The sequence below is a fragment of the Chromobacterium amazonense genome (assembly GCF_001855565.1).
In the GTDB taxonomy this organism is placed as follows: Bacteria; Pseudomonadota; Gammaproteobacteria; order Burkholderiales; family Chromobacteriaceae; genus Chromobacterium; species Chromobacterium amazonense.
The window spans coordinates 1-26649 of sequence record NZ_MKCR01000005.1 but is presented as its reverse complement, the minus strand read 5'-3'; the positions used below and the strand labels follow the sequence as shown (position 1 = coordinate 26649).

Genomic DNA, 26649 nt, shown 5'->3' with positions numbered 1-26649 from the left:
TGCCATGTTCAAACGACGCGAATTCCTGAAGGCCGCCGGCGCCGGACTGATGATGACGGTGCTGCCCAATCTGTCCTGGGCGCTGGCGCCGGCAGGCTACAAACGGCTCTTGGTGCTGGTAGAGCTCAAAGGCGGCAACGACGGCCTCAACACCGTGGTGCCCTACGCCAGCGCCGACTACTACCGGCTGCGCCCCGGCATCGCCATCGCCCGCGAGCAGGTGCTGCAGCTCAATGGCGAAATCGGCCTGCACCCTTCCCTAGCGCCGCTGATGCCGCTGTGGCAAGACAAACAGCTGGCGCTGCTGCAGAGCGTGGGCTATCCCGACCCGAATCTGTCGCACTTCCGCTCGATCGAAATCTGGGACACGGCGTCGGCCAGCCAGCAATTCCTGACCGAAGGCTGGCTGACGCGGCTGTTCCGCGAGCAGCCGACGCCGAAGAACTTCGCCGCCGACGGCGTGGTGCTGTCCAGCCAGGTGCTGGGACCGCTCGATGGCGGTTCGCGCGCCGTGGTGCTGTCTAATCCGCAGGACTTCGCGCGCCAGGCCAAGCTGGTGGCTGACCAAGCGCCGAGCCGCACCGGCTCGGCGCTGGAGCACATCCTGAAAGTGGAAGGCGACATCCGCCAGGCCGCCGCCAGCCTGGCGCCCTTACCGCGCACCGCGCCCAGCGAAGCGCCGACAGCGAGCCCCAAGCCCAATGGCGGCTTCGGCAATGCGGTGCGCACCCTGACCGACACACTGGCCCGCGGAGTCGACATCGCCGTGGCCCGCATCACGCTGACCGGCTTCGACACCCACGGCAACCAGCAGCCCACCCAGGCTCGGCTGCTGGCCGAACTGGCCGACGGCCTGGCGCAGCTAAGAAGCGAGATGACGCGGCTGGGCCGCTGGGACGACACGCTGGCGCTGACCTATGCCGAGTTCGGCCGCCGCCCGCGCGAGAACGGCAACCGCGGCACTGATCACGGCACGGCCAATATGCACTTCGCGCTGGGCGGCCGCGTCAACGGCGGGCTATACGGCGCCACGCCGCAGCTGGCCGGCGTCAGCGAGGGCAATTTGCCGCATGCGATAGATTTTCGCCAGGTCTACGCCACGGCGATGGAAAGCTGGTGGGGCAAGGACAGCCGCAATGTGCTGGGCGGCCGTTTCTCCACCCTGCCGCTGTTGCGCGCTTGAACTTTCAACGCTCCGGGTACGGCACCGCGAACTGGCTGCGATAAAGACGCGCCACCGTGCCGTCCTGCCGCATAGCCTGCAAGGCATCGGCAAAAGCCCGGCACTGCCGGGCCGACACGCTGCGCCGGCTGAAAACATAGTAGGCCTGGCCCGCCAGCCACTTGGGCGGCAAGGCAACCATCTGCGGGCTTTGCGGCAGTCTGGCCACTTCGCGCTGCGCAGTGATGCTGGTGGCCAGCAGCAGATCAATGCGCCCCAGCTGCAGCTTGCGGAAACTGCCATCCAGGGTCTCGCCGACATCCACGCTTACCGATGGGGGCGGCGCCTGCAGCCAATGGTCCAGCGTATCGCCGTAACTGTCGCCGCGGGTCACGCCTAGCCGGAGATGGCCTAGACGGCCCAGATCCTCCAGCTTACGCACCGGCCAGCGCGCCATGCGGTCACGCCGCGCCCACAGTTGCACCAAGGTCGGGCTATAGCCTTGGACAAAGCACGCATAGGCCTCCCGCTCCGGCGTCTTCAAGGCCTGCATCGCCGCATCCAGCTGGCCCAGACGCAGCTGCTGCAAAGTGCGCGGCCACGGCAAACGCTGGTAGTTCATGCTACAACCGAGCCTGGCGGCGGCCTGATTCAGCAAGGCCACCGAATACCCGGCCACCTGCTCGTCGCGCCCCAGGTAATGAAATGGCGGCCATTCATCCCAGCCCACGCTCAACGGCCTATCGCAAACACCGCCCGCCAAGGCAGGCAGGACAAATGCGCTCAACAAAACCACTCGGATCCAGCCCACGCCCTCTCCTCCGCAAGCAGGCGGCAAGCCCGCTGCTGCTCTCCTAGAATGTACGATAGAATCGTCCACATCACCCAGCAAGCAGCATGGAATGCCTAGCCGATGACCAGCAACAACACCAAGAGCAATAGCCAGGCCGAGCCGGAAACGGAAGAGATTCCGCTATTGCCGCCGGAGAACGAAGCCAGCCTGGCCAACCATGCCATCCCGCTGGGAGAAACCATTCTGACCCTCCAGGTCGGTCCCCATCCCATTTACGGCATTCTGCAACGCGGCCGCGCCGTCACCAGCCAATCCGACTACTACCGCCTGCAGTTCCGCGGCTACGCCCGATCCGATGGCAGCCACTGGCACCCGATGGAGGGCGACGACAGCCGTTTCCACGCCTTGTACAACATGGCGTGGGTACGGGTGGATCGTCCCAGCAAGACCGTCACCTTCGGTCCCAAGAACGGCGTGCAATGCAGCCCCGGACTGGAAGGCACGGGCCTAGACACGTATTTGTTCGGCAATGCGGTCGCCTGGGCCAAGAGCACCTGCCCCGACTACGCCATCGCCCCCGGCCTGGTCACCCTCAGCCAACCGGCCACCGAAGAGGAACAAACCCGAAAACACTCGTTCTACGCGGGACAGGGCTTCCAGTTTGAATGGCAAGACCCGGCGCAACGCAGCGCCTTGTACTTCAAGGACAAAGTCAGCAAGCTGCTGGGGGTGTGGAACAAAGACACGGTGCATGAATTCGGCGGCGAGGAAATGCTGAAAATGCTGGCCAGCCAGGATGAAGCCAGGGCGGAGCTGCAACAGAAGCTGGACGTGGCGGAAAGCGCGCAGGACCAGATGAAACGCGCGCTGCAGAAGGAAAAGAATACATCGCAAATTCTGACCGGCGTGCTGATCCTGGCCGCCATCATCGGCATCTGGGCCGTGCTATAGGGCCAGTCACCCGGACGATGCCCAGCTCAAAGGGGAGCGCGCTTTGTCCGCCGCCCCGCTCCGACGGCGGATTCGCCATCCCGCCTTAGAACGAAGCGCCGGCGCGGGCGGCCTGATCGTACACGCCGGCCAACAGGCGCATCAGCTGGGCAATCTCGCCTATCGCCGGATTGGCCAAGCCGCCGTCGCTCAAGGTCGGCATCAGACATTGCTCTCTCACCTGCCGATAGCGCTCGCATAGCTCCTTGCCGCGCTCGGTGGTGGAGAACAGTACCTCCTTGCCGCTCTTCTCGCTGGACACATACCCCATCTTCACCAGCTTCTTCAGCGCATACGCCACCACGTGCGTGTCTTCCATGTTCAGCACAAAGCAGATATCGGCCAGCTTTTTCTGCCGGCCGCGATGATTGACGTGATGCACCAGCAGCACCTCGGTCGGCGTCATATCCTTTTCGCCCGCCGCGGCCATGCAGCGCACCATCCAGCGATGGAAAGCGTTATTGACCACCGTCAGGCTGAATTCGAACTCCGATAGCTCCGGGCTGCGCTCGGAAACCAAGTGCTGCGAGGATACGATCTTCGGCAAAGCCATTGTCATTTCCATCTCTCCCTCATCGCGACGAGCGCACTTTATTCATCATTTACAACAGTAAATTGACGAGAAGATATCAACATAGCTGCATTATATGCAGCTAGGGTGTACCCTACATCTTATTCCAAAATCATACACAATCCAAAGCCATGTCCGACGCCACTCCATCATCGCCCGTCATACACTGGCTAGGCAACCAGGCACTGACCTTGGAACTGCCGCCGCCTGCCACTCTGGACAGCCAGCGCCGCATTTGGCGTCTGGCCGAGCAACTGCGCGACTGGGACGAAATCCGCGAAGCCGTGCCCGGCATGAACAACCTGACCGTGGAGCTGCGTCCCGGCGCCAAGACCGCCAGTTGGCCAGCTCGCCTGCGCAAGTTGTGGCAGCAGGCCGACCCGGCAGTCCAGGCCGGCCGCGTGGTGGAAATCCCGGTGCATTACGGCGGCGCTGCCGGGCCGGACCTGCAAGAGGTGGCCCGCCACTGCGGCCTCAGCTCGCGGCAAGTGGTCGCGCGCCATAGCGCAGTCGAATACACGGTGTTCTTTCTCGGCTTCCAGCCGGGATTCGCCTACCTGGGCGGACTGGATCCGGCCTTGGCAACGCCGCGCCGCGCCACGCCTCGGCAGCAGGTGCCGGCCGGATCGGTGGCGATAGGCGGCAGCCAGACCGGCATTTATCCGGCGGACGCCCCGGGCGGCTGGCAAATCATAGGCCATAGCGACATGGTGCTGTTCGACCCCGCGCGGCAACCGCCCAGCGCGCTGCAACCGGGCGACATCGTCCGCTTCATCCCTGCGGAGGCCGCATGACGCTGGAAGCGATCAAGGCCGGGCCGCAAACCACGGTGCAGGATCTGGGCCGCTTCGGCGCGCGCCACCTAGGTGTGTGCCGCGCCGGGGCGATGGACACCCTGGCTCTGATCGTGGCCAACCGCCTGGTGGGCAACCCGGCCGGCGTCCCCGCGCTGGAAATCACGCTGCCGCCGGCCAGCTTCCGCCTGCTGCGCGACGGCATGCTGGCGCTGACAGGCGCCGACTGCCAGGCGACGCTGGATGGCGAGCCGGTATGGCCCGGCTGGCGCACTCCCTTCCGAGCGGGACAGGTATTGCAATTGCGCGCCCCGCGCCTCGGCATGCGCGCCTACCTGGCGCTGGATGGCGGCATCGCGCTGCCGCCGGCCATGGGATCGGCCAGCACCGATCTGATGGCCGGCTTCGGCGGCCTGGACGGCCGCGCCCTGCGCGACGGCGACCGGCTGCCCTTGGGCGCGCCGCTGCCCATTCGGCCGCGCAAGGGCGTGTGGCTGCCTCGCCCCAGCAATCAGATACGTATCTGCCACGGACCGGAATTCGGCTTGCTGTCCAAATCCGCCCGCGAGCGGCTGTGGCATGCGCCCTGGCAGATCACGCCCAGCAGCAACCGCATGGGTTACCGCCTGTCCGGTCCGGCATTGCAATTGAACGCGCCCTTGGAGATGCCGTCGCACGGCGTGCTGCCCGGCTTGATTCAGCTGCCGCCGGACGGCCAACCGATTGTTTTGATGGCGGACGCGCAGGCCACGGGCGGCTATCCGCGCCTGGGCATGGTGGCGTCGGCCGACCTGTGGCAGCTTGGCCAGGCCCGGCTGGGCAGCCAGCTGCATTTCGTCGAAGCGAGCCTGGAAGAGGCCCGCTTGGCCGACCAGCAATTGCAACGCTACCTGGACAAGATCGAGAGACTGCTCAATGAAAATTGACCTGAACGCCGATCTGGGCGAAGGCTGCGGCAACGACGCCGCGCTTCTCGACTGCGTCAGCTCCGCCAATATCGCCTGCGGCTGGCACGCCGGCGATGCCGATACCATGCAGGCCACCGTCAGGATGGCGCTGGAAAAAGGCGTGGCCATCGGCGCCCATCCCAGCTTTCCGGACCGCGACAACTTCGGCCGCAGCGAGATGCGGCTGCCCATGGCCACCCTGCGCGCCGGCCTGCTGTACCAGTTGGGCGCGCTGGACGCCATCGTCAAAGCCGAAGGCGGCGAACTCGCCCACATCAAACCGCACGGCGCGCTGTACAACCAGGCCGCGCGCGAGCCGGAGCTGGCGCAAACGCTGTCGCGCGCCATCCGCGACTTCAACCCGGAGCTGCGCGTCATGGGCTTGGCTGGCAGCCTGTTCGTCGAAGCCTGCCGCGCCGAAGGCCTGGCCGTATGGCAGGAAGGCTTCGCCGACCGCGGCTACCGCGCAGACGGCAGCCTGGTGCCCCGCGGCCAGCCTGGCGCGCTGCTGGACAGCGACGCGGCGATGCTCAAGCAAGTGGAGGACATGGTGCGGCGGCAACGCATCGTGGCCGTCAGCGGCGAAGCCGTATCCCTGCGCATAGACACCATCTGCCTGCACGGCGACGGCAGCCATGCCGTGCCGTTCGCGCGGCTGCTGCGCCGGCATCTGGAACAGGCCGGCATAAGCATTAGCGCCAGCTAAACGCATTTCACGCCAGCGCGGCGGCAAGACCGCGCGGCACCCCCTTAAAACAAAGGAGAAACCATGGATCAGGCTGTCAATTTGTGGCCGCTGCTAGGCATAGCAGTGGTCGTCATCGGCTTCGTGCTGCGCTTCAACCCGCTGCTGGTGGTATGCGCCGCCGGCATCGTCACCGGGCTGGCCGCCGGCATCCAGCCGCTGCCGCTGCTGGCCGAGTTTGGCCACGGCTTCATGAAAACGCGCAATCTGACCATGATCGTGCTCTTGGTGCTGCCGGTGGTGGGGCTGATGGAACGGCATGGCCTGCGCGAACAGGCGCGCGAGCTGGTGCGCAAAATCCGCAACGCCACGGTCGGCCGCCTGTTGGTGGTGTACCTGCTGGTGCGCGAAATCTCGGCCGCGCTGGGCCTGACCGGCCTGGGCGGCCACCCGCAAATGGTGCGCCCCATCCTGGCGCCGATGACCGAGGGTGCCTGGGAGCAGCGCCACGGCGAGCCGACGCCGGCGCAAAGGGAAAAGCTGCGCGCTATGAGCGCCGCCACCGATAACGTGGGCCTGTTCTTCGGCGAGGACATTTTCGTCGCCTTCGGCGCGGTGATCCTGATGCACACTTTCCTGCAGGAGAACGGCATTCCCACCGAGCCGCTGCACATCGCGCTGTGGGGCATTCCCACCGCGCTGTTCGCCTTCCTGATCCATAGCGCGCGCCTCATGAGGCTGGAACGCAATCTGCTGCGCCACGGCCTGCCCGCCGCCAAGCTGAAGGGAGAAAACGCATGATTCTGCACATCGAATACCTGTACTGGATGGTCGGCGCGATACTGCTGGCCGTCGCAGGCTTCACGCTGACCGATCGACAACATCCGCGCCGCTACAGCAGCGCGGCGTTCTGGGGACTGTTCGGTGCCCTGTTTTTGGCCGGTGATCTGCTGCCGGCCGAGCTGTCCGGCGCCATGGTGCTGGCCATGGTGGCCATCGCCGGCTGCGGCCGCCTGGCGGGCGGCCAACATGCGCCGCTGGCCGCAGACCGGCTGCGGCAAAGCGTAAAGCGACTGGGCGGCAAGGCCTTCCTGCCTTCGCTGCTGGTGCCGCTGCTGACCGTGCTGCTGAGCGTGGCGGCCAAGGACGTCAAAATCGCCGGCATGCCCTTGTTTGATCCCAAAAACACCACCCTGCTGGCGCTGGGCATCGCCTGCCTGGCGGCGCTCGCTGCCGCCTGCTGGCTGGCGCGCGAGACCCCGGCGCAAGGCGTGCGCGAGACGCGCCGCCTGCTGGACTGCATGGGGTGGGCGGTGCTGCTGCCGCAGCTGCTGGCCCTGCTCGGCCTGCTGTTCGCCGATGCCGGCGTGGGCAAGGCGGTGTCCCATGTCGCCACCAGCTATTTGCCGTTGGATCTGCGCTGGGTGGCGGTGCTGGCCTATGTGTTGGGCATGGCGCTGTTCACCATGATCATGGGCAACGCCTTCGCCGCCTTCCCGGTGATGACCGCCGGCATAGGCATTCCGTTTCTGGTCAGCGGCCATCACGGCGACGCGGCAGTCATGGCCGCCATCGGCATGTTCTCGGGCTACTGCGGCACGCTGATGACGCCGATGGCGGCCAATTTCAACATCGTGCCGGCGGCGCTGCTGGAACTGGAAGACAAGCATGCGGTGATCAAAGCCCAGGTACCCACCGCGCTGGCGCTGCTGGCCGTCAACGCCGTGCTGCTGAACTGGCTGATGTTCCGCTAAGGAGACGGATATGAAAACGGTATTGCTGACAGGCTTCGAGCCGTTTGGCGGCGAAAATGTCAACCCGTCGTGGGAGGCGGTGCGCCGCCTCAATGGCCAAGAGATTGCCGGCGCCCGCATCGCGGCCCGCCAGTTGCCCTGCGTATTCGGCGCAGCGCTGGAGGAACTGCGCCGCCATCTGGACGCCCTGTCGCCCGTGCTGGCCATCTCCGTCGGCCAGGCCGGCGGCCGCCCCGACATCACGGTGGAGCGGGTGGCGATCAATGTCGACGACGCGCGCATCGCCGACAACGCCGGCCAGCAGCCGATAGACCAAGCCATCGCGGCCGACGGGCCGGCGGCGTACTTCTCCACGCTGCCGATCAAAGCCATCGTCGCCGGGCTGCGCGAAAACGGCATCCCCGCCTCGGTCTCGCAAACCGCCGGCACCTTCGTCTGCAATCATGTAATGTACGGCCTGCTGCACCGCGCGGGTCCGCGCGCCGGCTTCATCCATATCCCCTTTTTGCCGGAGCAGGCTGCGCGCCATCCCGGCCAGCCCAGCATGAAGCTGGAAGACTGTGTACAGGCGCTGCGGCTGGCAGTGGAGATCGCGCTGACGCAGCAGGAAGACGCGAAAATCGCCGGCGGCGCGACGCACTGAGCCGCCAAATGCCAAGCCCACCTTGCGCAAGCCAGGCGGGCTTGGTATTGCGCGTTCGCGCTCAAACGTCGTCGGTATCCGCCCAGCCCTGGCGATCGCCCTCGTTGATCACCACATCGCTCGGCGCGATGTCGCCGGCGCCCCACGGCTTGGCATCCGCCAGTTGCTGGTACAAGGGCGAAAAATCCGGCGCGGTGGCGTCGAACAGCTGCTTGAAGCTGTCGATGACGAAATAAGTCTTCTGGAATGTGTCGATGCGGTAGCGCGTGTTCATGATGCGCATCAGATCGAAGCCGACACGATTGGGGCTGGCGCTGTCCAGGCAGTAAATCGATTCGGACTTGCTGGACACGATGCCGGCGCCGTAAATGCGCATGCCGGCCGGCGTATTGATCAGGCCGAACTCCACCGTGTACCAGTACAGCCGCGCCAGCATGGGCAGGGCGCCCAGTTCCTTGGCCTTGATGCCGCCCTTGCCGTAAGCCTCCAGATAGTCGGCGAACACCGGATTGATCAGCAGCGGCACATGGCCGAACAGATCGTGGAACACGTCCGGCTCCTGCAGATAGTCCAGCTGGTGCGGCTCGCGCAGCCACCAGGTGACCGGGAAGCGGCGGTTGGCCAAGTGCTCGAAGAACACGTCATCGGGAATCAGGCCCGGCACCGCCACGATCTTCCAGCCGGTGGCGGCCATCAGCTTCTCATTCAGCTTCGCAAAATCCGGCACCCGGTCGTGGTCCACCTCCAGGTCGCGCAAGCCCTGCAGAAACTCCTCGCAGGCGCGGCCCGGCAACAGCTTGCTCTGCCGCTGATACAGCGTGGCCCAGGTGGCGTGGTCTTCCGCGGTGTAACGCTCCAGCGGCTGCGGCAGGGTGTAGTCGTTGGCGTCGTGGCTCAGTCCGACATTCTTGCGGGTGGTGATATCGGGCACCACAAAGTCGGCGCGGTCGTTCATGTCTGGGGCTCCGGATTGGATGGTTTACTCTAGTTTAGCCCCGCTGCCATGCGGCAAGTCCGCAAAATTTGCCTTGAAAACTGATTTTTTGCATACTTACCGCATTAAACGTCATAATTTGCTCAAAATGCGCAAAATTGAAATAGATCGCTTCGATATGCTGATCTTGCAGCAGCTGCAGCTGGATGCCCGCGCCACGCACCAGAAGCTGGCTCAGGCCATCCCCTTGTCGGCGTCGCAGATCGGCCGCCGCATCCAGCGAATGGAGCAGGACGGAATCATTCAGGGTTATCAGGTGGCGCTGAATCCGGAGCATGTCGGTCTATCGGTGATGGCTTTCGCCAATGTCAGCCTGGAGCGCCACAACGAGGCCGCGCTGCTGGATTTCGCCCAGTCCATCCACGCGCTGCCGGAAGTGCTGGAATGCTACGCCGCCGCCGGCGAGGCCGACTACCTGCTGCGCATCGTGGTGCCGGACTTGCCATCGCTGTCTGCTTTCGTGATGAACAAGCTGATGCAGCTTTCGCTGGTGCGCAGCGTCAAGTCCACCATCGTGCTGAATGCCATCAAGCAAACGATGAAGCTGCCGCTCTACCCGCCATCCTGATCCTTTTGCCGAACCGACCATGGTTTGCAGCGTCTATATCTGGCAGCGTGATGGCGCGATTCAGCGCCATGAATATCCTTATATATAAATCGGCATAATGGATCGATTTAATATTGCGGAAAATCGCCAATAAAAAGGCACAGCCCACCGGGCAGCGCCACGCTCAGTCATGCAAGGAGAAGCAGATGCCAAACCGCGCCTTCGCTCCGCGTTCCTCCCTGGACGCCCTGGCAGCCAGTCTCGCCGCATCCATCAGCCAACTTGCCATCGCAGACGCTCCGCTGAACCTGGAACAGATGCGCCGCTTCTATCGTTCTCTCAGCCTATCCACTGCGGACCTCTCCCCCTTCCGCCACTTCGACGACGCCCAGTACCGCCGCAATCGCATCCATATCGACGAGCACTTCGAGCTGCTGCTGCTTTGCTGGCGGCCAGGCCAACGCAGCCAGATCCACAATCACAAGGGCAGCCTGTGCGGCGTCAAGGTGCTGGAGGGCGTGGCGACCGAAACCGTGTTCGTGCAGAATCCATCCGGTCAAGTCTGCCCGCGCGAAACACGTGAGATGGCGGCGGGTAGCCTTGTGATCAACGGAGACCTGGACATTCATCAAGTCGCTAACCTGCATCCGGACGGCACAGACTTGGTCACGCTGCATTTGTACTCGCCGCCGCTGAAGAAAATGGAATTGTTCGGTTTGGAGCCGCAGCAACAACGCGTCTTTCATGGCGCGGATTGCGTGAAATATCACATTTAAATAATCTGGCCAGCGTTTCCTCCGCCCGGCTGGCCAGTCCTTCACAGCCTGCCGCCAACATGTCGGCCAATTAAAATATGGCCTGATAAAAACGGCGCTGCATGCGACGTTTTCTGGATTCGACCCAGCACCCAAAACCACAATCGAAAACACTGCGACGGCATTCCCGGAGCGACTCGCAAGCAAACATAAAGTACCCACGCAAACTGTCGATATTCATCTTGCCGGCGCCCAATAAAAAATACCCGGCGATCTCGACAGCATAGCGGGCGCCGAGCGCTCGGCCTTCCAGGAGAGAAGAATGGAAACCTTGCGTCTATTCGAACACGCCCGCCACCCGAGCGGATTGATTTATTGGCTGTCCCGCATGGCCCGGCTGAATCAGAAGCTGGGATTGGAACAAATTCAGGCATTTTTACAGAATGCACCGCTCAATCAGGAAGAGCTGCTCCCTTACTGGAAATTCAGCGGCAGCCATTACCACCGCAACCCGATATACGGCAATGAGCATTTCGAATTGCTACTGTTCTGCTGGCATCGCCAGCAGTCCAGCTCCATTCATAACCATCACGGCAGTCATTGCGGCATCATGGTGATTCAGGGAACCGCCACCGAAGAACGCTACGCCGCTACCGCGCAAGGCCAATTGATTTCCACGGAAACCAGAGATTTCAAAACCGGCTCCATCTTGCTTAACCAAGCAAGAGACATCCATAAAATATCGAATCAACAGCAAGAAGACTTGGTCACCCTGCACCTTTATTCGCCGCCAATGCGGCGCATGGACTGCTATAACCTGGAGCGGGAAACGCCGCATTACGCTCCGCAACGAATCCAGCCGAGCATGGCGCATTGACGATTGATTCCAAGCTTGCCAACGAAAAAGGGCACAGCTTGCGCCGCGCCCTTTTGTCTGATTACTGGATTCCGAATCAGAAGCGGTACTGCATCTGTACGCCCAGCAGGTGGCCGCTGATCGAAGAGTAATCGCCCTGCAGACGGCTGGAGGTGCCGAACGGGCTATGCGAAGTATTGTCGATCTTGGTGTCGCCCACCGCGCGCAGATAGGCGTAGCTCACGTCCACGCTGGCCTGCTTGCTGATCCGGTAGCCGGCGCCCAGGGTCAGCCACATGCGGTCGGCGTCCGGGATCAGCACGTTGCGGTGCTGCGGGTTCGGTACCGGCGTGGTTTCGTAGCCCAGGCCCGCGCGCAGGGTCAGCGCGTCGCTGTAGAAGTAGTCGCCGCCCACCGAGAACAGCCAGCTGTTCTTCCAGTGGTTGTCGATGGTGGTGGTGGTGTCGATCGGCGCGGGCGTCAGGCCCGGCAGCTTAGGCACCACGGGGCTGCCCTTGACCACCAGTTGATCGAAGCGGCTCCAGCGCGTCCAGCGCGCGGTGGCGCCCACGGCGAACTTGCTGTTCAGCTTGCTGTAGCCGCTCAGCATCAGCCATTCCGGCGTGGTCACCTCGGCCGAGCCGGAATACGTGCCATTGAGCAGGCCGCCCAGCGGCGCGGGGAAACCGGCATTGGTGTAATCGCCCTTGGCGTCGTGATGGATCTTGGAGCGATAGGACAGGCCGACGCGGGTATCGGCGCTGTAGGAATACATCACGCCCAGGTTGTAGCCGAAGCCCCAGCTGTCGGCTTTGAGTTCGCCGCTGGCGCCGGGCAGGTAGGCGCCCTGCTTCAGGTCCGCCTTCGCGTATTGCGCGGACACGCCGCCGCCGAAGCTCCACTTGTCGTTCAGCTTGTAAGCCAGCGACGGATTGATGTCCACCGTCATGATGCTGCTGGAGATGCCGTTGTCGCGGCCGCCCCAGTTGTCGCTATAGCTTGCGCCCAGGCCAAACGGCGTGGTCACGCCCAGGCCCAGGAACAGCTGGTCGTTGACCTGATGGGTCAGGTAACCGTTCGGAATCACTTCGCCCGCGCCTCGGCCGTTGTCGTTGGCAGAAGTCGTCACGGTGGAAGGAGGCGTGCCCGGCAGATGGCTGGCGCTGGTATTGCTGCCGCTGAACGGCGCGTCGATTTCCGCATAGGTCAGGCCGCCTTGCACGCGGGTGCCGGACAACTGGGTCATGCCAGCCGGGTTGTAGAACACGGCGGACAGGTCATCGCCGGCCACGCCGGCGCCGGCGTAGGCGCGGCCCATGCCGGTGACGCTCTGCTCGGTCAGCTGGAAACCGGCTGCATGGGCCGCCGGGCTGGCGGCAAACAAGGAAGCAATGGCAATAGACAAGAGTCGGACGGTGCGCGAGGAAGATTGCATAGAGATCATGTTCCTGAAACGTTCTTCTTATTGGCCGGCTGAGCCGGACAAGGCGGCGCAAGCATGATAAATAGATAGCGCTTGCATCTTTTTTGGGCGTGGAGTCTAAACTCGAATCCCTATCGCGGCAAGGAAAAAACACATCTTCCTTAACGAAGGTTAAGCCGATGCGCCGCCCCCCGCCTCGCGCCTCCAGCCTCAACCCGCCGCGCGCGCTGTGCTAGAATCACAGCCCGACTTTCTTGCCGACACGTCTTCCGACCATGAAGAAACTGATCTGCGGCCTGGCCGCATTCGCCCTGCCCGTCCTGGCCTTCGCCGCCCCGGTCGTCGAAATGGCCACCAACAAGGGCAATATTGAAATCACGCTGGATTCGGCCAAGGCGCCCAAGACCGTGGCCAACTTCGTCGCCTACGCCAAGGCAGGCCACTACAACGGCACGGTGTTCCACCGCGTGATCGACGGCTTCATGATCCAGGGCGGCGGCTTCGACACCAAGCTGAGCCAGAAACCCACCAAGGCGCCCATCGCCAATGAGGCGAGCAACGGCCTGAAGAACGATGCCGGCACCATCGCCATGGCGCGCACGGCAGACCCGAACTCCGCTACCGCGCAGTTCTTCATCAATGTCGCCAACAACGACTTCCTCAATTACAAGTCGCCGACGCCGCAAGGCGCCGGCTACGCCGTGTTCGGCAAAGTCACCAAGGGCATGGATGTGGTCAATCGCATCGCCAAGACCCGCACCGGCAGCATGAACGGCATGGATGACGTTCCGTTCGAACCCATCGTCATCCAGAAAGTCACCATCAAACCGTAAGCCCGCCTTGCGCGGCTGCAATGCAAAGGAAAGCACAATGATCAAACTGACGACCAACCTCGGCGAAATCACCCTGGAACTGAACCACGAAATGGCGCCGAAGACCGCGGCCAACTTCGAGGAATACGTCAAGGCCGGCCACTACGACGGCACCATCTTTCACCGCGTGATCAACGGCTTCATGATTCAGGGCGGCGGCTTCGACGCCGACATGAACCAGAAGCCGACGCGCGACCCTATCCAAAACGAGGCCAACAACGGCCTGTCCAACAAGACCTACACCGTCGCCATGGCCCGCACCATGGACCCGCACTCTGCGTCGGCCCAGTTCTTCATCAATGTGTCCGACAACGACTTCCTGGACTTCAAGTCCGAGAGCACCCAAGGCTGGGGCTACGCCGTGTTCGGCCAAGTGGTGGCCGGCCAGGACGTGGTGGACCGCATCAAGACCGTCCGCACCGGCCGCACCGGCATGCACCAGGACGTGCCGGTGGAGCCGGTGGTGATCCAGAAGGCGGAAATCGTCTAAACCGTCCGCATCGAAAATCCAGCCGGGGCCCAGCCCCGGCTTTGTCTTGTTCCGGATAGCACAGCAGCCATGGCCATACATTTCATTTCCGACCTGCACCTCGCCGACGACACCCCGGCGCTCAACCAGCTGTTTCTGGACACGCTCGCCGTCTGGCGCGGCCGGATCGAGGCGCTGTACATCCTGGGCGATCTGTTCGAATACTGGGTAGGCGACGACGACGATTCGGCCTATCTGGAAGCGCCGCTGGCCGCGATGCGCGCGTTCGCCGCCCAAACGCCGTTGTACGTGATGCGCGGCAACCGCGACTTCCTGCTGGGCGCCGGCTTCGAGCAACGCAGCGGCGCCGCCTTGCTGGACGATCCAACGCTGATGGAAGCCTACGGCCAGCGCATTCTGCTGTGCCACGGCGACGCGCTATGCACCGACGACGTCGCTTACCAGCAATTCCGCGCCGTCAGCCGCAACCCGCAGTGGCAGCAGGCCATGCTGGCCAGGCCGCTGGCGGAACGCCACGCCATCGCCCGGCAAGCGCGGCAGCAAAGCGAGATGAACAAGCAGCAGACCGGGCTGAGCGCCATATCCGACGTCACCGAGACCGCTGTGCGCGAACTGCTGGCCGCCCATGCCTGGCCGACGCTGATCCACGGCCATACCCATCGCCCCGCCCACCACCGCCACGGTGCGTCCAACCGCTGGGTGATCCAGGACTGGCATGGCGAAACCAGCGGCTACCTGGCGCTGGACGACGCCGGAATCCGCGCCCTCCCCCTCTAGGGGCTGTTGACGTTTGGTGAGTGGATCGCGTTTGAGCCGATTTGTGCCGGAAGCAAGGCGCACAGTCCACAGCATAGTCATGCTATGCAAGGGCTGGGCAACGTGGCTTCCGGCCCAAAGCGGCCAAACCCGCAGGGCCGGGCGCCTTTCGCGCCGACTCTTCGTTGTTCCGCGCTGGCAATGACTATGCGGCGCGCGAAACGCCTCGATTCGCCGCAAAACGCATCCCGGCGCGACCGCTCACCAAACGTCAACATCCCCTAAGCCTTCCCCCTCCGACGGCTTGCTCAAGCCGCCCAGCAGCCCCTCCTGGCTCATCAATCAAACCATGATTCCGCAAAATAAATTCCAAAATACTTTTCCACCAACCCACCGATAAAGCCTTACATTTCATTAACATATTCCCGTTTTTTTGTCAGAAACCCTCTATTTCATTGATTATTTTTGCAGATCCACTCCACATAAAGACATATTTCTTTATTCTTTTTGTAATAGTTGTTTCTTGAAAATGAAATGACAATAGACTAGATTTGCCGCTTAAAAATAATTTCAAGGCGAAATAATCCGCGCTGACGCTTTGCCATAACCGAGTTCAATCGCCAATACCGGCAACGATTCTTCTCGCCCATCGCAAGCCGCCACCGGCGGACTCAGCCCTGCGCCAAAACCACGCTCAAGCAACCATTGCAGTGCTTGCTGTATTGACCCATGCCCCACGGCAGGACTTCGGCTGCGCTGAAAATACATTCCAATGAAAAATTGATTTCTCTACATTTCAGGAAATTCAATGAATAAGAAGACCTATATTCGCCCCTTGACCCTGGCCGTGCTCGCCGCGCTGGCCAGCCAGGCGGCGCTCGCCGAGGAGACCCAGCTGCAAACCGTCACCATCACCGGCGCCGGGGACAAGCTGGGAGTGGGCTTGCTGCAACAACAGGAAGGTACCCGCACGCGCAGCGATGTCAACAAGGCCGCGCTGGAGAAGCAAAGCCCCACCTCCAACATCTACCAGGGCATCAATATGCTGCCCGGCGTCAACGCCTCCAGCCAGGACAACTCCGGCATGTTTGGCGGCGCGTTGACCATCCGCGGCTTCAACTCGGACCAGATCGGCGTCACCATCAACGGCGTGCCGGTCAACGACTCCGGCAGCTATTCGGTCTATCCGCAGGAATTCGTCGATCTGGAAAACCTGTGCCAAGGATCCGTCACCCAGGGCTCCAGCGATACCGACGCGCCGCATATGGGCGCCAGCGGCGGCAATATGAGCTTTGTCACCTGCGACCCGGAGAAGGAGCGCCGCGTGCGCTTCGCCCAGAGCCTGGGCAGCAATAGCCTGCAACGCACCTATGTGCGCGGCGACACCGGCCTGTTCGCCGATGGCAAAGCCCGCGCCTTCGCCAGCTATTCGCACAGCGAAGTGGACAAGTGGAAAGGCGCAGGCGGCATGAAGCGCGACCACGTCGACACCGGCATCCGCTACGATTTCAGCGGCGGCTATATCAATGCCTCCGTGCTGTACAACCGCCAGGTAGGCAATGCGTTTGGCGCCATGACGCTGCAGCAAATACAGCAAATGGGCTACAACGCCGACTACTCCACCCGGTTCATTCCCGGCCACCTGCCGCCGCAATACGGCACCGCGCAGAAGGAAACCGGCCCGACCCCCGCTTACTATCAACTGCAGCAGAACCCGTTTGAAAACGTCATCGCCAAGATTGATGCCGTGCTGAAACTCGGCCCGGATACCCGCATCAAACTCCAGCCTTATTTCTGGTATGGCTATGGCGGCGCCACCAGCCAACAGACCCAGGCGGAAAATGGCTTCCTCGACAAGACCACTCATACCAATACGGCATCCAAAGACCTAAACGGCGACGGCGACACGCTGGACACCATCATCACCAATGGCAGCAGCATGACGCGCACCCGCCGCCCCGGCATTACCATCACCATGGAGCAAAGCTGGGGCAACCATTTGCTGCAGGCCGGCGTATGGTACGAACGGGCGCAGCACATTCAGACCGGCGCGGCCAGCATTGCCAATAGCGATGGCAGCCCGGCCGATGTGTGGATGCACTCGGGCCTGATCACTCGCCCGGACGGCAGCCTGTACCAATACCGCGATTGGGAAACCATCAGCACGGCCACCCAGTTGTTCGCCATCGGCACCTTCAACTTCCTGGATGATCGCCTAGCCATCAACGCCGGCTTGCGCACGCCGCAGATCAAGCGCGATTTCACCAATCACGCCAACGAAGGCTGTTCCGGCAAGACCGCCTGCGCAGCGGCTTACGACTACAACATCACCAAAACCTATAACGAAACTCTGCCTAGCTTCGGCGCGCGCTATTTCCTGACGCCCAAGCAGCAGATGTTCTTCAACGTCACCAAGAACTACCGCGCGGTGCCGAACTACGCCTACAGCGGCAGCAACGGCAATGTGCAACTGGTGAATGGACAGGTTGTGCTGGTGAACGATGTGCAGCCGGAAACTTCGATCAACACCGATATCGGCTACCGCCTGCAAGGCGACTTCATCACGCTGAGCGGCTCGCTGTTCAATGTGGACTTCCGCAACCGTCAAGCCAACTCCTACGATTCCGTGACCCAGAAGTCCGTCAATATCAATGCGGGCGATGTGCATACCTGGGGCGGCGAGATCGAGCTGGGCACCGTGCCGGTGAAAGGCTGGAGCGCTTATGCCTCCTTCACTAGCAACCATAGCGAGATCAAGAACAATCTGGATTGGAAAAACAACGGCACCGTGACGCCGCTGCAGCTGCAAGGCAACGACTTCCCGATGACCCCGCGCTGGATGGCCGCGCTGTCGCTGCAATACGCGCCGGGCGCCTGGTATGTCCGCACCGACGTCAAGCACACCGGCAAGCAGTTCGCCACGCTGGCCAACGACGAGGTGGTGCCGGAATACACCACGGTAGACCTGGACGCCGGCTATCGCTTTGGCAATATGGGCGTGCTGAAGAACCCGACGCTCAAGCTGAACGTCAGCAATATGTTCAACACCAGCTACCGCATCCCGACCTCATCCAAGGTCAATGCGGCGGACACGGTGCGCTACAACCTGGGCGCGCCGCGCAGCGCGGCCGTCACCCTGCAGGTTGATCTGTAAGCCTGATTCGCAAGCAAAGCCAAGGCCGGGATCGCTCCCGGCCTTTTTGCTGGCTAGGCCGCCCTGCCGCGCTCGTCGCAGGCTCGCGGCCGGCGCATCGCTCACGCGACCTGCTGCGGCATCACTTCGCCATTGACGCTCACGGTGACGGCATTGCCGCCCAGCCAGGTCTCCACCTTGGCCGGAATAGTCATTCTCGCCGAGTAATAGCGAAACACCGCCATACGCTCGGCATCATTGCGCGCCTGCTGCCAAGCCCTGACATAGGCTGCCGCCTCGTCCATCTCCGGCACCCAGGAGGCGATCGCCCGCAAGTTGCAGATGGCGCTGCCCAGTTCCTTGTCGTCATTGCATAGCTGCTCTATCTGCGCCAGATCCGCCCGCTGGCCTGCCAGCTTGATCTTCCCGCCCTCGGTGCTGACCACCTGAAACGGCGGCGACAAGGGCAAGCCGGCCTGGCTCATCTTTTCATCCAGCAGCTGACGCACATACTCGCCATGCAAGGCCACCGCCTGGCGCGAGGGCATGATCCACTTGATGTCCTCATCGTTCATGGGCCCATCGTGAACCGGCGGCGGACGCAGCGTCGGCGCGCTGCCGGCCAATTGCCGAGCAGCCTGGCTCAGCATGCCGGCAAACGCATTGCCATCGTTGTTGCCGGCAAAACTTGCCGGCTTCGCGCCAGATGCCATTCCATGGCTCTGCGCATAGACTTTATCCAGTTGCATGACGTGCTCCTCAGGACAAAAACAGGGTTTGTGGAGCAAAAATCATTCCATAAGCATTTTCACTATTCACCGCCTTGCCCGTTGACCTGCCCTCCCCGGAACGCTTGCCGCCAGGCCGCCGGCGACATGCCCAGCTTCTGCCGGTACAGCCTGCGCAATGAGATGGCGGAACCCAAACCAGCCTGCTCTGCCACCTCATCCATCGACAGGCTGGTGCGCTCCAACAGCCGCTGGCTCAGCGCCAAGCGCTCGCCCGCCAGCCACTCGCCCAGCGTGGCGCCGGTCAATGCATGGAAACGGCGCGAGAAAGTGCGGCGGCTCATCGCCAGGCGCGCCGCCAAACCATCCAGCGTGTGCGCGTCGCGCAGATTCGCCCGCAGCCAGTCCAGCAGTTCGCCCAAGCGGGCATCGCGACCGGCGCGCGGCAAGGGCTGCTCGATGAACTGCGCCTGCCCGCCCTGGCGGTGCGGCGCCACCACCATGCGCCGCGCCACGCGATTGGCCTCCTCCACGCCTTGCCGCTGCCGCAACATATGCAGACAGCAATCTATCGCCGCGGCGGTGCCGGCCGAAGTCAACACGCTGCCGTCCTCCACATACAAGACGTCGGCATCCAGCCGCACCGCCGGATAGCGGCTGGCAAAGTCATGGACATAGCCCCAATGCGTAGCGGCGCGGCGCCCATCCAGCAAACCGGCCTCGGCCAGCACGCAGGCGCCCAGGCACAGGCCCACCACCTGCGCGCCGGCTTGATGCGCGTCGCGCAAGGCCTGCAGCAATTCCGGCTCGGCCCGCCGCGCCGGATCGGGCCAACTGGGCACGATCACCACATCGGCCGCGCGCAGCGCCTCCAAACCATGCTCGACCAGCAAGGCGAAGCCGGCGCTGCTGCGCAAGACGCCAGGCCGCACCGCGCAGACCTTGACCTCAAAGCCGCCCGCCAGCTCGCCCAACACCATGCAAGGCACCGACAAGTGAAAGGGACTGATGTCATCGAATGCCAGCACCGCCACGCTGCGCGTTTTCATCGCGTGTCCTCAAGATGGCCCGATATGATCGAATTGTGTCATTCGGGCCACTCACCAGCAAGCCATGCGTCAGGGATAATGGCCTCACCCCCACCCGAAACAGGAGACTTCCATGCAAACCGCGCGCCGCGCCGCCCTGCTGATCATCGACCTGCAAAACGACTACTTTGCCGGCGGCAAGTACCCCTTGTGGAATACCGAACAGACGCTGGCCAATACGCTGGACGCCATCGCCCAGGCGCATGCGCAAAACATTCCGGTGATCCTGGTCCAGCACGTCGCCGCCGACCCCGCCTCGCCGTTTTTCGTCAGAGACAGCGTGGGCGTGCGGATTCATCTGCAGGTGCTGGCCGCGGCTCCAGATGCGCCGGTGGTGGTCAAATCCCACGCCGACAGCTTCCTGAACACCAACTTGGGCGAATTGCTGGGCAAACTGGAGGTGAATGAACTGTTGATCGCCGGCATGATGACGCAGAACTGCGTCACTCACACCGCGCTGTCGCGCGCGGCCGATCCTTACCGGGTAAAAGTGCTGCGCGATTGCTGCGCCACGGTAGACGCGATGGTGCATGGGATTGCGCTGAGCGCGCTGGGAGACAAGGTGGAAATGGCAGACAGACAGGCGGCTTTCGAAACCGCTCGCGGCTGAATCAGGCGGGCGACAGCCGCCACAGCGGCCACCAGCCCGGCCCCGTCGCGGCGTTGCCGGCGACGGCGATGCCCGGCAAGGCCAGCAGCTGGCCATCCGCAGCGTACAGCAAGGGCCAGCGCTGGCGCAGCGGCGGCGGCAGACCGGCCTCGCGCAGCAGGTCCTTGACCTCGCGCCGCCCCACGGCCAACGGCAATTTTTCGCCGCCGCAACGCGGCTTCAACGCCAGGCCAGCCGCCAGCGCGGCGTCCGGCAAGCCCTGCGCGCGCCACGCCCACTCCAGCCTGCCGCCCCATTCGGGCAAATCCAGCGCCTTGCCGCCGGACAGGTCGGGCAGCGGGCTGCCTGCGGCCGGCGGCTGCAGATCGGCCATGGCCTGGATCGCGCCGCCAAAGCGGAACGCCACCCCGCCAGCCAGCCGCAATATCGGCAACGCCTCGGCCCCGGCCTGCGTCAGCTGGCGCTGGAATTCATGCAGGGCGGCCGGCTCAGGCGCAGGCCAACCCCGCTCGTCCAGCCAGGCCAGCAAGGCCTGGCGCTGCCGCGGCTCGGACAGCGCCTGCCAGTTCGCCAGATCCAGACCCGACTGATGGCGGCAATGTTCCACATCCTGGCGCGCGACTTCGTCCAGGATGGCCGCCGCATCGGCCTGCAGCGCGGCGGCGCGCGCCAGATGGCTGCGGTAATGCGGCACGGCTTTGGCCAAGGCAGGCAAAATCTGGTTGCGCAGCAGATTGCGGCGGTAGCGATTGTCGAGATTGCTCTCGTCTTCCACCCAGGACAGGCCTTGGTCGCGGACATGGTCTTCCAGTTGCCGGCGAGTGAAATTCAGCAAGGGCCGCCATAAGCGCTTGCCGGGCGGCAACTCGCGCAGCGCCGGCATGGCCGCCAGCGCCTTGACGCCGCCGCCGCGCAGCAGCTGCAGCAATACGGTTTCGGCCTGGTCATCCTGATGGTGCGCCAGCACAATGACATCCGCGGCGGAGCGACGATAGGCCGCGTAGCGCGCCTCGCGCGCCGCGGCCTCCAGGCTCTCGCCGCCGCCGGCGCGGACCTGCACGCGCTCGATGCGCAGCGGCACCCCCAGCGAATGGCACAGCGCCTGGCAGTGCGCGGCCCAGGCATCGGCGTTCGGACTCAGGCCGTGGTGGACGTGCACGGCGGACAGCGCCAAGGCCGGCCGCTGTTCGCGCGCCGCGCATAACAGCGACAGCAGCGCCACCGAGTCCAAGCCGCCGGAAAGCCCAAGCTCAAAAGCGCAAAGGCCGGACAATTCGTCCGGCCAATGTTTGATCAGGCTGTCCGCCAGCTTAGGCTGCGTCTTCCTTGAAGCGGCCATAGCTCATCAGGCGGTCGAAGCGCTGCTTCAGCAGCTCATCCAGCGGTTTGCCCTGGACTTCTTTCAGTTCTTCCTGCAGCACGCGCTTCAGGGTGGTCATCATCTGCGCGTGATCGCGATGCGCGCCGCCCACCGGCTCGGTCACCACGCGGTCGATCAAGCCCAAAGTCTTCAGGCGCGGCGCGGTGATGCCCAGCGCCTCGGCGGCGTCGGACGCCCGCTCGGCCGTCTTCCACAAAATGGACGCGCAGCCTTCCGGAGAGATCACCGAATACGTGGCGTATTGCAGCATATTGACGTGGTCGCCCACGGCGATGGCCAAAGCGCCGCCGGAGCCACCCTCGCCGATCACGGTAACGATGATGGGCACGCGCAGGCGAGTCATTTCATACAGGTTGCGGCCAATGGCTTCGGACTGGCTGCGCTCTTCCGCGCCGATGCCGGGCCAGGCGCCTGCGGTATCGACAAAGGTCATCACCGGAATGCCGAACTTCTCGGCCAGCTTCATCAGGCGCAGCGCCTTGCGATAGCCTTCCGGATGCGGCATGCCGAAATTGCGGCGGATTTTTTCCTTGGTGTCGCGGCCCTTTTGCTGGCCGATCACCATCACGGACTGGCCGTTGAATCGAGCCAGGCCGCCGACGATGGCGGCATCGTCGGCGAAAGCGCGGTCGCCATGCAGCTCTTCAAAGTCGGTGAAGATGGCCTGCACATAGTCCAGGGTATATGGTCGCTGCGGATGGCGGGCCACCATCGCGATCTGCGACGGGGTCAGCTTGGCATAGAGCGTCTTGGTCAGCTCCAGGCTCTTCTTCTGCAGGCGGGCGATTTCCTCGGAGATATCCAGCACCGAGTCGTCCTGCACGAACCGCAGCTCTTCTATTTTGTTCTCGAGCTCGGCAATCGGCTGCTCAAAATCGAGAAAGGTCGGCTTCATTCTTCACATCATCCGTCAAACCTAATCGCCGCATGATACATGAGGCGCAAACTCGCCGTCACCCGTAGAACTAGGAAAACGATGCAAAAATGGAGCAAATATTCAAAATTACGGGCTTTGGCAAAAAAAACCAAGCGGACTACTTGCACAAGCTTAAACCCTGTGCTTTAATTCGCCTCCTCGCTGAAACGCACACAGCGAAACGAATTCAGGGCGTTTAGCTCAGTTGGTAGAGCGTCTGCCTTACAAGCAGAATGTCGGCGGTTCGACTCCGTCAACGCCCACCAGTTTTACGGTTGGAGTGGTAGTTCAGTTGGTTAGAATACCGGCCTGTCACGCCGGGGGTCGCGGGTTCGAGTCCCGTCCACTCCGCCAACATTATAAAGCAGTACCCGTATATCGGGCGTTTAGCTCAGTTGGTAGAGCGTCTGCCTTACAAGCAGAATGTCGGCGGTTCGACTCCGTCAACGCCCACCAGTTTTACGGTTGGAGTGGTAGTTCAGTTGGTTAGAATACCGGCCTGTCACGCCGGGGGTCGCGGGTTCGAGTCCCGTCCACTCCGCCAACAATATAAAGCAGTATCCGTATATCGGGCGTTTAGCTCAGTTGGTAGAGCGTCTGCCTTACAAGCAGAATGTCGGCGGTTCGACTCCGTCAACGCCCACCAAGGTTTACGGTTGGAGTGGTAGTTCAGTTGGTTAGAATACCGGCCTGTCACGCCGGGGGTCGCGGGTTCGAGTCCCGTCCACTCCGCCAACATTATAAAGCAGTACCCGTATATCGGGCGTTTAGCTCAGTTGGTAGAGCGTCTGCCTTACAAGCAGAATGTCGGCGGTTCGACTCCGTCAACGCCCACCAAGCTTTACGGTTGGAGTGGTAGTTCAGTTGGTTAGAATACCGGCCTGTCACGCCGGGGGTCGCGGGTTCGAGTCCCGTCCACTCCGCCAACAGCATTGAGCAGTACCAAGTTTCGGGCGGTTAGTCTCAGTTGGTAGAGCACTGCCTTCACACGGCAGGGGTCGCTGGTTCGAGTCCAGTACCGCCCACCAAACAGCGGAGTGGTAGTTCAGTTGGTTAGAATACCGGCCTGTCACGCCGGGGGTCGCGGGTTCGAGTCCCGTCCACTCCGCCAACAGCATTCAGCAGTACCGAGTTTCGGGCGGTTAGTCTCAGTTGGTAGAGCACTGCCTTCACACGGCAGGGGTCGCTGGTTCGAGTCCAGTACCGCCCACCAAAACACGGAGTGGTAGTTCAGTTGGTTAGAATACCGGCCTGTCACGCCGGGGGTCGCGGGTTCGAGTCCCGTCCACTCCGCCAACGCCAAAAAGCAGCCTCAGGGCTGCTTTTTGCATTTCCAGCCCCACCCTGCACGATCCCGCCTCACTTCATCGGCATATAGAGGTTGCAAAATGCTTAGTAGCTGGGAATACTATTAGACTTTTAAAAATTTACATCAAGAGATTTCACATGAACAAGACAGCCCTGCTGGCGTTGTGCCTGAGCAGCCACGCAGCCTGGGCCAGTGCCGGCGCGGACGAGCCTACATGGCAATACACCGTTCAATCCGGGGATACGCTATGGTCGTTTGCAGCCAAACACCTGACTTCCCCGGCCTATGTGCCCAAACTGCAACAGCAAAACGGCATCGCCAATCCTTACCGGCTGACGCCGGGCAGCCGTTTGCGGGTGCCATACAGCTGGACCCGCCATAACGAATCCGCCGTCACCATTGACGCCCTGTCCGGCCCCGTCAGCATCCAAGGGCCCGATGGGCAAACAATGAAAGCATCAACCGGCTTGCATCTCGTTGCCGGCACCCGCCTGTCGACCGGCCCCGACGCCACCCTCAAGCTGCGCCTTGCAGACGGTTCGACGCTGCAACTCGGCGCCAACAGCCAGCTGACGCTGGGCAAACAGGTGTTCTACCCCACCACTGGCGCCATCCAGTCGCTGAACCAACTGGACCGAGGCTCCGCCAGCAATGCGGTCGTGCCCAAGCAGCTGATGCCGAATCGCTATCAGATTTACACCCCGTCCGCGGTCACCACCGTGCGCGGCACCGAATTCCGCGTGCGCAGCCTGAATGACAAGGACACCGCCGCCGAAGTCCTGCGCGGCAAGGTCAACCTGGCGGCCGGCGATGATGGCATGGACATCCCGGCCGGATTTGGCGGACGCAGCGACGGCAAGCAATCGGCAGCCCTGCCTCAGCCGCCGCAACTGGAAGGCATGATCACCACCAGCCCGTTCAACCCGCCGCTGCTGGAATGGCATAAACAGCATGGCGAAGCGGGTTATCAAGTGACCCTGTCCGATGCGCAAACCCAGCAGCTGCTGTACAGCCGCAGCACGGATGCGGCGCGCTTTTACCCGGAACTCCCGCAGAACGGCAGCTACCTGCTGACCGTGCGCGCGCGCAATGAGCTGGGCATTGAGGGTTTCGACGCCTCCCGCACCTTCACGCTGCAAGCCAACCCACTGCCGCCTCTAGTTTTCAACGACGGCAGCCGCACCAGTCAGCGCGCCCTGACGCTATGGATAGGCAGCAGCGCCAGCCCGGAGCGCCCCGGCTGGCTGCAGGTGGCGCGCGACCCCGCCTTCACCGACATCTGGCATCAAGGCAGGATCGAGCAGGGCGCCTTCGCCCTCAATGTACCGGACAAAGGCAAATGGTATTGGCGGATGGCCTCGCTCAATGAACAGGGGCAGCCCGGCCCCTACGGCAATACCCAGGAAGTGCGGATCGACCCCTGGTACAAACTTGGCCTGCCAGGCGATCGCAAGTTGCAATCGCGGCGCTACCCGCTGGCCAACGTGCGCTATACGCTGCAATTGGCCCGCCCGGACGCGCCCGACCGCATCGTATGGCAGCAGAACGCCTCCGAGCCGGCCTGGTCGCTGCTGCGCCTGCCAAGCGGCCATTTCATCGTCACCATCTTGGTGGACGGCGACGGCGGATATCATGCCAAAGAACGATATTCCACCGTGTTTTTGCCGTAAAATCGCACAATGCGCTCCTTCCAGATATCCCGCTACAGCAGGGCGGCTCCGCTGCTGCTCGCCCTGCTCGGCCTGCTGCTGATCGCCAGCCAATTATTGGGGCGGCTGGATTTCTGGTGGTATGACATTCTGACAAGAAACAATCCGTTTCACGGCCCCGAACAGAACCTCATCGTCATCGCCGTAGACGAAAAGAGCCTGTCCGAGCTGGGCCGCTGGCCCTGGCCGCGCGCCTTTCATGCCCAACTGCTGGACAAGCTGGGCGGCGCGCGCGCAATCGGTTTCGATATCGCCATCGCCGAACCCTCGCGCGACCATCCCGAAGCGGACGGCTATCTGGCCAATGCCATTCGCCGCAACGGCAAAGTGGTCGGCCCGGTTTTTCCGGAATTGCGCAGCGGCCAACTGCTGGAAACCCGTCCGCTGCCTGTCATCGTGGGGGCCATGGCCGGACTCGGCCATACCGATTACGAGCGGGACGAGGATGGCGCGATCCGCCGCGTCTATCTGCGAGCCGGGCTAGGCGCGCCGCGCTACCCTAGCTTCGCGGCAGCCATTCGCGACGTCGCCAGCGGCCAGCGAGGAGCGATCCCCCCGGCCCAGCCCCCTCGCCCCGGCCAGGCCTGGCTGCGGCGCGATCTGGTCATGGTGCCATTCAGCAGCGGCGCCCAGCCTTTCCACCTGATTTCGTACAGCGACGCGCTCAACCGGCTGCCGGCCGCCTTGTTCGACGACAGCATCGTGCTGATAGGCGTGACCGCCAACGGCTTGGGCAATCAGCA

26 protein-coding genes and 12 tRNA genes are annotated in these 26649 nt (G+C 63.0%); 30 read left to right on the top strand and 8 right to left on the bottom strand.

From position 1 onward, the window contains the following. Positions 1–4 precede the first annotated feature (4 nt). Complete coding sequence (locus BI343_RS04325; protein WP_071108797.1) at positions 5–1183, top strand: DUF1501 domain-containing protein; 1179 nt, start codon at positions 5–7, stop codon at positions 1181–1183. A gap of 4 nt (positions 1184–1187) precedes the next feature. Here BI343_RS04325 and BI343_RS04320 read toward each other — a convergent pair whose 3' ends face one another. Then, positions 1188–1949: a substrate-binding periplasmic protein gene (locus BI343_RS04320; RefSeq protein ID WP_169828977.1), complete on the bottom strand. Its 762-nt coding sequence runs from the start codon at positions 1947–1949 to the stop codon at positions 1188–1190. Between the two features lie 126 nt (positions 1950–2075). On the opposite strand from BI343_RS04320, the gene BI343_RS04315 reads away from it, so the two are divergent. Beyond that, positions 2076–2906 carry a hypothetical protein gene (locus BI343_RS04315; protein WP_071108795.1) on the top strand — a complete coding sequence of 277 codons (831 nt, stop codon included), beginning with the start codon at positions 2076–2078 and terminating at the stop codon, positions 2904–2906. An 85-nt stretch (positions 2907–2991) separates the two neighbouring features. Here the strand turns inward: BI343_RS04315 and BI343_RS04310 are convergent, their stop codons facing one another. Further along, positions 2992–3498, bottom strand: a complete 507-nt coding sequence (locus BI343_RS04310) for a winged helix DNA-binding protein (protein WP_106077148.1) — start codon at positions 3496–3498, stop codon at positions 2992–2994. A gap of 149 nt (positions 3499–3647) precedes the next feature. Between BI343_RS04310 and pxpB the strand changes: the two genes are divergently transcribed. The 6 genes from pxpB to pcp all read left to right on the top strand — a co-directional run bounded on the left by pxpB (position 3648) and on the right by pcp (position 8339). Continuing rightward, entirely contained in the window at positions 3648–4310 is a 663-nt protein-coding gene (gene pxpB / locus BI343_RS04305) for a 5-oxoprolinase subunit PxpB (RefSeq protein ID WP_071108794.1), read from the top strand. Next, a complete protein-coding gene (locus BI343_RS04300; protein ID WP_071108793.1) occupies positions 4307–5236 on the top strand; it encodes a 5-oxoprolinase subunit C family protein in 930 nt (309 codons plus the stop codon). Before pxpB ends, BI343_RS04300 begins: the two co-directional genes overlap by 4 nt. After that, on the top strand, positions 5226–5963 hold the full coding sequence (gene pxpA / locus BI343_RS04295; protein WP_071108792.1) for a 5-oxoprolinase subunit PxpA: 738 nt from the start codon (positions 5226–5228) through the stop codon (positions 5961–5963). Before BI343_RS04300 ends, pxpA begins: the two co-directional genes overlap by 11 nt. Before the next feature lie 63 nt (positions 5964–6026). Then, the gene (locus BI343_RS04290; protein WP_071108791.1) at positions 6027–6743 is read left to right on the top strand and encodes a DUF969 domain-containing protein; all 717 of its coding nucleotides are present in this window, start codon (positions 6027–6029) and stop codon (positions 6741–6743) included. Next, a complete protein-coding gene (locus tag BI343_RS04285; RefSeq protein ID WP_071108790.1) occupies positions 6740–7696 on the top strand; it encodes a DUF979 domain-containing protein in 957 nt (318 codons plus the stop codon). Before BI343_RS04290 ends, BI343_RS04285 begins: the two co-directional genes overlap by 4 nt. 10 nt (positions 7697–7706) lie before the next feature. Continuing rightward, on the top strand, positions 7707–8339 hold the full coding sequence (gene pcp, locus BI343_RS04280) for a pyroglutamyl-peptidase I (RefSeq protein ID WP_071108789.1): 633 nt from the start codon (positions 7707–7709) through the stop codon (positions 8337–8339). A 61-nt stretch (positions 8340–8400) separates the two neighbouring features. Here pcp and phhA read toward each other — a convergent pair whose 3' ends face one another. After that, entirely contained in the window at positions 8401–9294 is an 894-nt protein-coding gene (phhA, locus tag BI343_RS04275) for a phenylalanine 4-monooxygenase (RefSeq protein ID WP_071108788.1), read from the bottom strand. A 127-nt stretch (positions 9295–9421) separates the two neighbouring features. Between phhA and BI343_RS04270 the strand changes: the two genes are divergently transcribed. The 3 genes from BI343_RS04270 to BI343_RS04260 all read left to right on the top strand — a co-directional run bounded on the left by BI343_RS04270 (position 9422) and on the right by BI343_RS04260 (position 11512). Next, positions 9422–9901, top strand: coding sequence for an Lrp/AsnC family transcriptional regulator (locus tag BI343_RS04270; RefSeq protein ID WP_043628157.1), 480 nt, complete (start codon positions 9422–9424; stop codon positions 9899–9901). 185 nt (positions 9902–10086) lie between these two features. Continuing rightward, positions 10087–10656 (top strand): cysteine dioxygenase, encoded by a 570-nt coding sequence (locus BI343_RS04265; protein ID WP_071108787.1) that lies wholly within the window; start codon positions 10087–10089, stop codon positions 10654–10656. Positions 10657–10957: 301 nt separating this feature from the next. Beyond that, positions 10958–11512, top strand: a complete 555-nt coding sequence (locus BI343_RS04260) for a cysteine dioxygenase (RefSeq protein ID WP_071108786.1) — start codon at positions 10958–10960, stop codon at positions 11510–11512. 76 nt (positions 11513–11588) lie between these two features. On the opposite strand, the gene BI343_RS04255 is transcribed toward BI343_RS04260, so the two are convergent. Then, on the bottom strand, positions 11589–12926 hold the full coding sequence (locus tag BI343_RS04255) for an OmpP1/FadL family transporter (protein WP_071108785.1): 1338 nt from the start codon (positions 12924–12926) through the stop codon (positions 11589–11591). Between the two features lie 263 nt (positions 12927–13189). On the opposite strand from BI343_RS04255, the gene BI343_RS04250 reads away from it, so the two are divergent. From BI343_RS04250 to BI343_RS04235, 4 genes are all read left to right on the top strand, one after another. Next, on the top strand, positions 13190–13747 hold the full coding sequence (locus BI343_RS04250) for a peptidylprolyl isomerase (protein WP_071108784.1): 558 nt from the start codon (positions 13190–13192) through the stop codon (positions 13745–13747). A gap of 37 nt (positions 13748–13784) precedes the next feature. After that, complete coding sequence (locus tag BI343_RS04245; RefSeq protein WP_071108783.1) at positions 13785–14276, top strand: peptidylprolyl isomerase; 492 nt, start codon at positions 13785–13787, stop codon at positions 14274–14276. 69 nt (positions 14277–14345) lie between these two features. After that, entirely contained in the window at positions 14346–15053 is a 708-nt protein-coding gene (locus BI343_RS04240; protein WP_071108782.1) for a UDP-2,3-diacylglucosamine diphosphatase, read from the top strand. A gap of 787 nt (positions 15054–15840) precedes the next feature. Then, positions 15841–18186 carry a TonB-dependent receptor gene (locus tag BI343_RS04235; protein ID WP_071108781.1) on the top strand — a complete coding sequence of 782 codons (2346 nt, stop codon included), beginning with the start codon at positions 15841–15843 and terminating at the stop codon, positions 18184–18186. A 101-nt stretch (positions 18187–18287) separates the two neighbouring features. On the opposite strand, the gene BI343_RS04230 is transcribed toward BI343_RS04235, so the two are convergent. Together BI343_RS04230 and BI343_RS04225 are read right to left on the bottom strand one after the other, a co-directional pair. Further along, positions 18288–18914 carry a hypothetical protein gene (locus tag BI343_RS04230; RefSeq protein ID WP_071108780.1) on the bottom strand — a complete coding sequence of 209 codons (627 nt, stop codon included), beginning with the start codon at positions 18912–18914 and terminating at the stop codon, positions 18288–18290. Positions 18915–18976: 62 nt separating this feature from the next. After that, complete coding sequence (locus tag BI343_RS04225; RefSeq protein WP_071108779.1) at positions 18977–19942, bottom strand: GlxA family transcriptional regulator; 966 nt, start codon at positions 19940–19942, stop codon at positions 18977–18979. Positions 19943–20054: 112 nt separating this feature from the next. Here BI343_RS04225 and BI343_RS04220 point away from each other — a divergent pair, with 112 nt between their 5' ends. Further along, positions 20055–20591, top strand: a complete 537-nt coding sequence (locus BI343_RS04220) for a cysteine hydrolase family protein (RefSeq protein ID WP_071108778.1) — start codon at positions 20055–20057, stop codon at positions 20589–20591. A 1-nt stretch (position 20592) separates the two neighbouring features. Here the strand turns inward: BI343_RS04220 and tilS are convergent, their stop codons facing one another. Together tilS and BI343_RS04210 are read right to left on the bottom strand one after the other, a co-directional pair. Next, positions 20593–21930 (bottom strand): tRNA lysidine(34) synthetase TilS, encoded by a 1338-nt coding sequence (tilS, locus tag BI343_RS04215; protein WP_071108777.1) that lies wholly within the window; start codon positions 21928–21930, stop codon positions 20593–20595. After that, positions 21902–22867 (bottom strand): acetyl-CoA carboxylase carboxyltransferase subunit alpha, encoded by a 966-nt coding sequence (locus BI343_RS04210; protein ID WP_043623221.1) that lies wholly within the window; start codon positions 22865–22867, stop codon positions 21902–21904. The genes tilS and BI343_RS04210 overlap by 29 nt, the downstream gene beginning before the upstream one ends. Positions 22868–23078: 211 nt before the next feature. Here BI343_RS04210 and BI343_RS04205 point away from each other — a divergent pair. The 14 genes from BI343_RS04205 to BI343_RS04140 all read left to right on the top strand — a co-directional run. After that, positions 23079–23154 (top strand) — tRNA-Val (locus BI343_RS04205). An 11-nt stretch (positions 23155–23165) separates the two neighbouring features. Continuing rightward, positions 23166–23242 (top strand) — tRNA-Asp (locus tag BI343_RS04200). A 26-nt stretch (positions 23243–23268) separates the two neighbouring features. Then, positions 23269–23344 (top strand) — tRNA-Val (locus tag BI343_RS04195). An 11-nt stretch (positions 23345–23355) separates the two neighbouring features. Beyond that, positions 23356–23432: transfer RNA gene (locus BI343_RS04190), tRNA-Asp, on the top strand. Between the two features lie 26 nt (positions 23433–23458). Further along, a tRNA-Val gene (locus tag BI343_RS04185) sits at positions 23459–23534 on the top strand. 12 nt (positions 23535–23546) lie between these two features. Next, a tRNA-Asp gene (locus BI343_RS04180) sits at positions 23547–23623 on the top strand. A 26-nt stretch (positions 23624–23649) separates the two neighbouring features. Further along, positions 23650–23725: transfer RNA gene (locus tag BI343_RS04175), tRNA-Val, on the top strand. Between the two features lie 12 nt (positions 23726–23737). Next, a tRNA-Asp gene (locus BI343_RS04170) sits at positions 23738–23814 on the top strand. A 25-nt stretch (positions 23815–23839) separates the two neighbouring features. After that, a tRNA-Val gene (locus BI343_RS04165) sits at positions 23840–23916 on the top strand. A gap of 6 nt (positions 23917–23922) precedes the next feature. After that, positions 23923–23999, top strand: a tRNA-Asp gene (locus tag BI343_RS04160). A 25-nt stretch (positions 24000–24024) separates the two neighbouring features. Further along, positions 24025–24101 (top strand) — tRNA-Val (locus tag BI343_RS04155). A gap of 6 nt (positions 24102–24107) precedes the next feature. After that, a tRNA-Asp gene (locus BI343_RS04150) sits at positions 24108–24184 on the top strand. A 150-nt stretch (positions 24185–24334) separates the two neighbouring features. Beyond that, on the top strand, positions 24335–25867 hold the full coding sequence (locus BI343_RS04145; RefSeq protein WP_071108776.1) for a FecR family protein: 1533 nt from the start codon (positions 24335–24337) through the stop codon (positions 25865–25867). Positions 25868–25876: 9 nt separating this feature from the next. Further along, positions 25877–26649, top strand: a 773-nt coding sequence (locus BI343_RS04140; RefSeq protein WP_139165640.1) for a CHASE2 domain-containing protein, incomplete at its 3' end; no start/stop codon positions are given.

What these genes read in the sequence shown, in the direction of transcription:
- BI343_RS04325 (WP_071108797.1), top strand. Translation starts at nt 5, where the DNA reads ATGTTCAAACGACGCGAATTCCTGAAGGCCGCCGGCGCCGGACTGATG.
- BI343_RS04315 (WP_071108795.1), top strand. Translation starts at nt 2,076, where the DNA reads ATGACCAGCAACAACACCAAGAGCAATAGCCAGGCCGAGCCGGAAACG.
- BI343_RS04310 (WP_106077148.1), bottom strand. Translation starts at nt 3,498, where the DNA reads ATGGCTTTGCCGAAGATCGTATCCTCGCAGCACTTGGTTTCCGAGCGC.
- pxpB (WP_071108794.1), top strand. Translation starts at nt 3,648, where the DNA reads ATGTCCGACGCCACTCCATCATCGCCCGTCATACACTGGCTAGGCAAC.
- BI343_RS04300 (WP_071108793.1), top strand. Translation starts at nt 4,307, where the DNA reads ATGACGCTGGAAGCGATCAAGGCCGGGCCGCAAACCACGGTGCAGGAT.
- pxpA (WP_071108792.1), top strand. Translation starts at nt 5,226, where the DNA reads ATGAAAATTGACCTGAACGCCGATCTGGGCGAAGGCTGCGGCAACGAC.
- BI343_RS04290 (WP_071108791.1), top strand. Translation starts at nt 6,027, where the DNA reads ATGGATCAGGCTGTCAATTTGTGGCCGCTGCTAGGCATAGCAGTGGTC.
- BI343_RS04285 (WP_071108790.1), top strand. Translation starts at nt 6,740, where the DNA reads ATGATTCTGCACATCGAATACCTGTACTGGATGGTCGGCGCGATACTG.
- pcp (WP_071108789.1), top strand. Translation starts at nt 7,707, where the DNA reads ATGAAAACGGTATTGCTGACAGGCTTCGAGCCGTTTGGCGGCGAAAAT.
- phhA (WP_071108788.1), bottom strand. Translation starts at nt 9,294, where the DNA reads ATGAACGACCGCGCCGACTTTGTGGTGCCCGATATCACCACCCGCAAG.
- BI343_RS04270 (WP_043628157.1), top strand. Translation starts at nt 9,422, where the DNA reads ATGCGCAAAATTGAAATAGATCGCTTCGATATGCTGATCTTGCAGCAG.
- BI343_RS04265 (WP_071108787.1), top strand. Translation starts at nt 10,087, where the DNA reads ATGCCAAACCGCGCCTTCGCTCCGCGTTCCTCCCTGGACGCCCTGGCA.
- BI343_RS04260 (WP_071108786.1), top strand. Translation starts at nt 10,958, where the DNA reads ATGGAAACCTTGCGTCTATTCGAACACGCCCGCCACCCGAGCGGATTG.
- BI343_RS04255 (WP_071108785.1), bottom strand. Translation starts at nt 12,926, where the DNA reads ATGCAATCTTCCTCGCGCACCGTCCGACTCTTGTCTATTGCCATTGCT.
- BI343_RS04250 (WP_071108784.1), top strand. Translation starts at nt 13,190, where the DNA reads ATGAAGAAACTGATCTGCGGCCTGGCCGCATTCGCCCTGCCCGTCCTG.
- BI343_RS04245 (WP_071108783.1), top strand. Translation starts at nt 13,785, where the DNA reads ATGATCAAACTGACGACCAACCTCGGCGAAATCACCCTGGAACTGAAC.
- BI343_RS04240 (WP_071108782.1), top strand. Translation starts at nt 14,346, where the DNA reads ATGGCCATACATTTCATTTCCGACCTGCACCTCGCCGACGACACCCCG.
- BI343_RS04235 (WP_071108781.1), top strand. Translation starts at nt 15,841, where the DNA reads ATGAATAAGAAGACCTATATTCGCCCCTTGACCCTGGCCGTGCTCGCC.
- BI343_RS04230 (WP_071108780.1), bottom strand. Translation starts at nt 18,914, where the DNA reads ATGCAACTGGATAAAGTCTATGCGCAGAGCCATGGAATGGCATCTGGC.
- BI343_RS04225 (WP_071108779.1), bottom strand. Translation starts at nt 19,942, where the DNA reads ATGAAAACGCGCAGCGTGGCGGTGCTGGCATTCGATGACATCAGTCCC.
- BI343_RS04220 (WP_071108778.1), top strand. Translation starts at nt 20,055, where the DNA reads ATGCAAACCGCGCGCCGCGCCGCCCTGCTGATCATCGACCTGCAAAAC.
- tilS (WP_071108777.1), bottom strand. Translation starts at nt 21,930, where the DNA reads ATGGCCGCTTCAAGGAAGACGCAGCCTAAGCTGGCGGACAGCCTGATC.
- BI343_RS04210 (WP_043623221.1), bottom strand. Translation starts at nt 22,867, where the DNA reads ATGAAGCCGACCTTTCTCGATTTTGAGCAGCCGATTGCCGAGCTCGAG.
- BI343_RS04145 (WP_071108776.1), top strand. Translation starts at nt 24,335, where the DNA reads ATGAACAAGACAGCCCTGCTGGCGTTGTGCCTGAGCAGCCACGCAGCC.